Raw genomic sequence first — 5,818 nt, 5'->3', positions numbered from 1 at the left:
GGGACGACGAAATCGAATTCTAACGAATTACCGATTTCTGTCCCACTCTCTCTTTGTTTTAGCGAGCAATGGGTTGCTTGTTGGTATCCAAGGTAAATCCTTCTCCTAGGATTTCATGGGCTTCTGTAATGGTAATGAAGGCGAATGGATCGATCTTATTGATGATATCTTTCATTTGTTTCATTTCATTCCGTGAGACCACGCAGTAGACAATCTTCATTTCTTGTTGGCTATAATAGCCCATGCCGTTTACGAAGGTGACTCCTCGGCCCAAATCAGTCGTGATTTGTTTGGCAATTTCATCTGGTTTAGATGTAACCACGAGGAATCCTTTTCCTGCAAAACCTCCTTCACCGACGATATCAATGACGACGGTGTCAATCAGGATAAAGAGGAGGGTGTAGGCTGCAATTCGGAAGTCCTTAAAGACGATCAAAACAGTTGTCAAGACGATGGCATCCACAATCAACATGAGGCGTCCCATGGAAAGCGTCGTGTACTTGTTAAAGATACGTGCGACAATATCGGTTCCACCTGTTGTTCCTCCAGCGTTGAAGATAATCCCCAGTCCAGTTCCAAGGATAACCCCTGATCCGATACAGGCCAGAAGGATATCTCCGTCAAGAGCCGTAAAGACTGCAGTTTGAAGATGATGACTTCCAGGGATCAGCTCGAAGATGGCCATCCAAATAGAGACCGAAAAAGTTCCAATCAAACTGAGATAGAGGGATCGGAGCCCCAGTAATTTCCAGGCTAGGAAAAAGAGGGGAATATTGATGGCCAAGTTCATGACCGAAACGGGAATTTTAAAGAGGTAGTAGGTAATCAGGGTAATCCCTGTAGCTCCTCCCTCATAAAAGTGAAATGGAATGACTAAAAAGAAGATTCCAAAAGAAAAAATGCCAGCCCCCAAAATAATGGCCAGAATATTTTTTGCCTTAAACATGCTCGTTCTCCTATTCATTTTTCACCATACATTTTACCAAAAAAAATGAAAAATAGGAAATAATTTTCATCAATTTTCACGAATTCGGACAGGATTTTTACCCCTATTTTTGGTAAAATAAAAAGAAGTGATGCATGCTAGAGAAATGAGTATAGAAAGTTAAGATAAGAGAATGAAACAGGGAACATTAATTTCAATTGAAGGCCCAGAAGGTGCAGGGAAATCCTCCGTTTTAGAAGCCTTGCTACCACGCTTGGAAAAGGCAGGGATTGCCTATATTACCACGCGGGAGCCAGGGGGTGTCGAAATAGCAGAAAAAATACGCGAGGTCATTCTAGATCCATCCCATACGGAAATGGATCCCAAGACAGAATTGCTTCTTTATATCGCCAGTCGTCGCCAACACTTGGCAGAACGTGTCCTTCCAGCTTTGAAAGCAGGGAAGCTAGTTATCATGGATCGTTTTATCGACAGTTCGGTAGCATACCAAGGCTTTGGGCGTGGATTAGCAGTAGCAGATATTGAATGGTTGAACCAATTTGCGACTGATGGTCTGAAACCCAATCGGACCTTCTACTTTGACATTGATGTAGAAGAAGGGTTGGCGAGAATTGCTAAGAGTGCTAGCCGTGAAGTCAATCGCTTGGATCTAGAAGGACTCAGTCTCCATCAGAAAGTCCGTCAAGGCTATCTGGCCATCCTCGAAAAAGAACCACAACGTGTGGTGAAAATTGATGCCAGTCAACCTTTTGACCAGGTGGTCGAGGATACTTGGCTATTATTGAAAGAAGTCTTGGAGATTAGTGAATGAAGTTAGAACAAGTGCAAAAACTTCAACCTCAGTTAGTCGATCGCTTCCAAGCTATTTTAGAACAGGACCGCTTGAGCCACGCCTATCTCTTTACAGGAGATTTTGGCAGTTTTGAGATGGCCCAGCTCTTGTCCCAAAGTCTCTTTTGTACGGACAAGAAGGGTGTTTGGCCCTGTGGGACTTGTCGGGCTTGTCGCTTGATTGAAGAGGATGAATTCTCAGATGTAACGGTTGTCCGACCGGTCAATCAAATCATCAAAACGGATCGGATCCGGGATTTGATCCAGCATTTTTCTCAGTCAGGCTACGAAGGATCCAAGCAAGTCTTTATCATCTGCGATGCAGACCGGATGCATGTCAATGCGGCCAATTCCCTCCTCAAGGTGATTGAAGAACCTCAGAGTGAAGTTCATATTTTTCTGCTGACAGCAGATGAGCAACTGGTTCTCCCGACCATAAAAAGTCGGGCGCAGCAGGTCCATTTTCCAAAAAACCAAGATTTCCTAAAAGAGTATCTCCTTCAGGAAGGTCTCTTGCTTCAACAAGCAGATCTGTTAGCCAACTTTAGTCAAGGTTTCCAAGAGGCTCAAATTCTCGCTCAGAATACCTCCTTTTTCGATCTGGCGAGGGAGTGTGAGCGTTTCGTTGCAGCTTGTCTAAAAGCAGATCCGCATATCTACTTACTGGTCTCTCGCTTGGTTCAAGAGACGGATGATAAAGAAAAGCAGGCCCAAGCCTTTCGCTTGTTGGAATTGCTCTTTGCACGCTCCATCAGTCAGTCCTTAGGAAGAGACTATCTAGAAAAATTGGTCTTGGCCAAACTGATGTGGGAACGGAATGTGAGTTTTCAAAATGCTCTCGAGTATATGGTCCTACAGTTGAAAAATAGAAGGTAAAGAGATGAATAAAAAAGAATTATTTGATGCTTTGGATGGCTTCTCCCAGGAATTGCTGGTTACATTAGCAGAGGTTGAAGCTATTAAGAAAAATCTCAAACTCATTGTCGAGGAAAATACAGCTCTGCGTCTTGAAAATGATAAATTGAGAGAGCGCTTAGGAGAAGTGGAGAAAACCAGCTCCCCTAAATTTCATCGCAATGGTCGTGAAAATTTACAAAGAATTTACAACGATGGATTTCATGTTTGTACAGACTCCTATGGTCAACGTCGTGAAAATGATGAAGAGTGTATTTTCTGTGATGAATTGTTATTTAGGGAGTAAACATGCAGATTCAACGAAGTTTTAAAGGGGATAAAGCGACAGGGACTCTCTTTTTAGTGCCAACCCCAATTGGCAATCGGGATGACATGAGCTACCGCATGATCCAAACTCTAAAAGAGGTGGATCTGATAGCAGCAGAAGATACACGCAATACAGGACTCTTGCTCAAGCATTTTGAGATTTCTACTCCGCAAACCAGCTTTCACGAGCACAATGCCATGGAGAAAATCCCTGATTTGCTAGCTCATTTAGAGTCTGGAAAGGACCTAGCCCAGGTTTCGGATGCAGGACTGCCTAGTATTTCGGATCCAGGTCACGACCTGGTCAAGGCAGCGATTGAGCGAGAAATCCCTGTTGTGGCAGTTCCTGGCCCGAGCGCCGGCATTACCGGCCTAATTGCCAGTGGCCTGGCACCCCAGCCCCATATCTTTTATGGCTTTCTTCCACGCAAGGAAGGGCAGCAAAAGGCCTTTTTCCAGGAAAAGCTAGCCTATCCTGAGACTCAGATCTTTTATGAGTCCCCGCACCGGGTACGAGCGACCCTTGAAAATATGCTGGCAGTCTATGGAGACCGCCCAGTTGTCCTGGTCCGAGAACTGACCAAGATCTACGAAGAGTATACGCGAGGGACCATCGCAGAGTTAGTGGACTATCTAGAGGGAAATCCCCTTAAAGGAGAGTGTCTCCTGATCGTGGAGGGGGCCAGTGAGCAGGAGCCAGATCTAGAAGAAGTGGATCTGATCCAAGAGATTGATCTACTGGTCCAATCTGGTATGAAAAAGAACCAAGCGATTAAACAGGTTGCCAAACAATTTGGGCTACAAAAGAGTGAACTTTATGCCCGATACCACCAAGAGGAAGAATAAGGAGAGTCTGATGGAAATTAGAATGGCCTATCCCAATGAAATCAATCGGATTATGGAAATCATCCAAGATGGCAAGGACAGCTTAGCTGCAGCTGGTGTGGACCAATGGCAGGATGGTTATCCCAATCAAGAAATCATTTTTGAGGATATCCTCGAAAGCCGTGGTTATGTAGCTGTAGAGAATCAAGAAGTCGTAGCCTATGCCGCTCTCTACAAGGGAAATGAAGCCGCCTATAATGACATTTATGATGGAAAATGGGAACATGATAACTATCTCTATATCAGTTTCCACCGGGTCACTGTTGCCAAAGAAGCTGCTGGTCGAGGAGTAGCCCAAACCTTCCTTCAAGGTTTGATCGAAGGAGAAAAGGGCCCAGATTTTCGCTGTGATACCCATCCTGACAACAAGGTCATGCAACACCTTTTAGAGAAGTTAGGCTTCCATTACTGTGGAAAGGTGCCAATTGATGGAGTTCGTCTCGCTTATCAGAAGATCAAACGGAAGGCAGAAACCAGCCTCTTCCAAGTGATTAGTGAAGATGATCGTTGGGACTACCGTGCAGAACAATCTCAAAATGACTAGGTTCTATCGCCAACTCTATCAGAGTCCCTTAGGACCTCTATCTATTGTGGTGGATGAGGAAAGCCTAGTTGGGATCTGGTTTTGTGACCAAGCCAATTGTGAGCAGGGGCTTGAGCATATCGAAGAAGCTTGTCAGCCACTTCATGGAGCTGTCTTTGAATGGCTGGATCGATACTTTATAGGGGAAAATCCTTCCATGCCCTTTCCCCTGTCTCCTCAAGGGACAGACTTTCAACAAAGAGTTTGGGCCTATCTAGCTCAGATCCCTTATGGGGAAAGTCGAACCTACGGAGAGATTGCCCATGCCTTGTCTTGCAGATCGGCTCAAGCCATCGGTCAAGCAATAGGTCGAAATCCCTTGCTCCTCCTCATCCCGTGTCACCGGGTGCTGGGGACGGAGAAAAAGTTGACAGGCTATGCGGCTGGATTAGATCGCAAGCGTTGGCTGTTGCAACATGAGGCCATATCTTGGAAAGAATAAGGAGAAAAGATGTTATCATTTATTGAATACCCAAAATGTTCGACCTGCCGCAAGGCGAAATCGGAATTAACGAGCTTAGGCTGTGAGTTTGATAGCCAAGATATTGTGGTAGACACTCCGACCAGTGAGCAACTGCAAACCTGGATCAAGGAGTCTTCCCTACCAATCAAATCCTTCTTTAACACTAGTGGGATGAAGTATCGGGAGTTGGGCTTGAAAGACAAGGTGGATCAGCTTTCGATAGAAGAAGCGGCAGACCTTTTAGCTAGCGATGGCATGCTAATCAAACGCCCTCTCTTAGTGAAGGACGGAAAAGTTGTTCAAGTGGGTTACCGGAAGCCATATGCGGACTTAGGTTTGTAAGAAAAAAGGGAGTTGGACTCCCTTTTCATTTTGTCTTGAAGATGATATAATCATACGAGTGAAATCAATGAAAGAGAGTCAATCATGAGTATTTTAGAGGTGAAAAATTTAAGCCACGGCTTTGGAGACCGGGCTATTTTTGAGGATGTGTCCTTCCGCTTGTTAAAGGGAGAGCATATCGGTTTGGTTGGAGCCAATGGTGAAGGAAAATCCACCTTCATGAGCATCGTGACCGGCAAGATGCAACCCGACGAAGGGAAGGTTGAGTGGTCTAAGTATGTGACCGCTGGCTATCTTGACCAGCATGCTGTCCTAAAAGAAGGGCAAACGGTGCGCGATGTCTTGCGGACAGCCTTTGATGAACTCTTTAAAGCAGAGGCTCGCATCAATGACCTCTATATGGAAATGGCTGAGGATGGAGCGGATATGGATGCTCTCATGGAAGAAGTCGGAGAGCTCCAGGATCGGTTAGAGAGTCGGGATTTCTATACTTTGGATGCCAAGATTGATGAAGTGGCGCGTGCTCTTGGGGTCATGGACTTTGGCA

Annotated in this window: 9 protein-coding genes; 8 read left to right on the top strand and 1 reads right to left on the bottom strand. The window is 45.2% G+C overall.

The annotated features are described in order from the left end of the window. Positions 1-58 precede the first annotated feature (58 nt). Positions 59-946: a YitT family protein gene (locus RCH62_RS08155; RefSeq protein ID WP_048689693.1), complete on the bottom strand. Its 888-nt coding sequence runs from the start codon at positions 944-946 to the stop codon at positions 59-61. A gap of 172 nt (positions 947-1,118) precedes the next feature. On the opposite strand from RCH62_RS08155, the gene tmk reads away from it, so the two are divergent. From tmk to RCH62_RS08115, 8 genes are all read left to right on the top strand, one after another. Beyond that, positions 1,119-1,757 (top strand): dTMP kinase, encoded by a 639-nt coding sequence (gene tmk / locus RCH62_RS08150; RefSeq protein WP_048715350.1) that lies wholly within the window; start codon positions 1,119-1,121, stop codon positions 1,755-1,757. Further along, entirely contained in the window at positions 1,754-2,653 is a 900-nt protein-coding gene (locus RCH62_RS08145) for a DNA polymerase III subunit delta' (RefSeq protein ID WP_048789563.1), read from the top strand. The genes tmk and RCH62_RS08145 overlap by 4 nt, the downstream gene beginning before the upstream one ends. 4 nt (positions 2,654-2,657) lie before the next feature. Beyond that, positions 2,658-2,978 (top strand): DNA replication initiation control protein YabA, encoded by a 321-nt coding sequence (gene yabA / locus RCH62_RS08140; protein WP_023024026.1) that lies wholly within the window; start codon positions 2,658-2,660, stop codon positions 2,976-2,978. A gap of 2 nt (positions 2,979-2,980) precedes the next feature. Then, positions 2,981-3,844 carry a 16S rRNA (cytidine(1402)-2'-O)-methyltransferase gene (rsmI, locus tag RCH62_RS08135; protein ID WP_306474994.1) on the top strand — a complete coding sequence of 288 codons (864 nt, stop codon included), beginning with the start codon at positions 2,981-2,983 and terminating at the stop codon, positions 3,842-3,844. Between the two features lie 10 nt (positions 3,845-3,854). Continuing rightward, positions 3,855-4,427 (top strand): GNAT family N-acetyltransferase, encoded by a 573-nt coding sequence (locus RCH62_RS08130; protein ID WP_306474993.1) that lies wholly within the window; start codon positions 3,855-3,857, stop codon positions 4,425-4,427. Next, positions 4,420-4,908: a methylated-DNA--[protein]-cysteine S-methyltransferase gene (locus RCH62_RS08125; protein WP_306474992.1), complete on the top strand. Its 489-nt coding sequence runs from the start codon at positions 4,420-4,422 to the stop codon at positions 4,906-4,908. The genes RCH62_RS08130 and RCH62_RS08125 overlap by 8 nt, the downstream gene beginning before the upstream one ends. 9 nt (positions 4,909-4,917) lie before the next feature. Next, the gene (locus tag RCH62_RS08120; RefSeq protein WP_048789566.1) at positions 4,918-5,271 is read left to right on the top strand and encodes an arsenate reductase family protein; all 354 of its coding nucleotides are present in this window, start codon (positions 4,918-4,920) and stop codon (positions 5,269-5,271) included. An 84-nt stretch (positions 5,272-5,355) separates the two neighbouring features. Then, positions 5,356-5,818, top strand: a 463-nt coding sequence (locus tag RCH62_RS08115; protein ID WP_306474991.1) for an ATP-binding cassette domain-containing protein, incomplete at its 3' end; no start/stop codon positions are given.

Origin of the sequence: Streptococcus sp., assembly GCF_030825805.1 — a bacterium.
In the GTDB taxonomy this organism is placed as follows: Bacteria; Bacillota; Bacilli; order Lactobacillales; family Streptococcaceae; genus Streptococcus.
The sequence above is the reverse complement of the archived record's forward strand: the minus strand, read 5'-3'. Positions and strand labels throughout refer to the sequence as shown.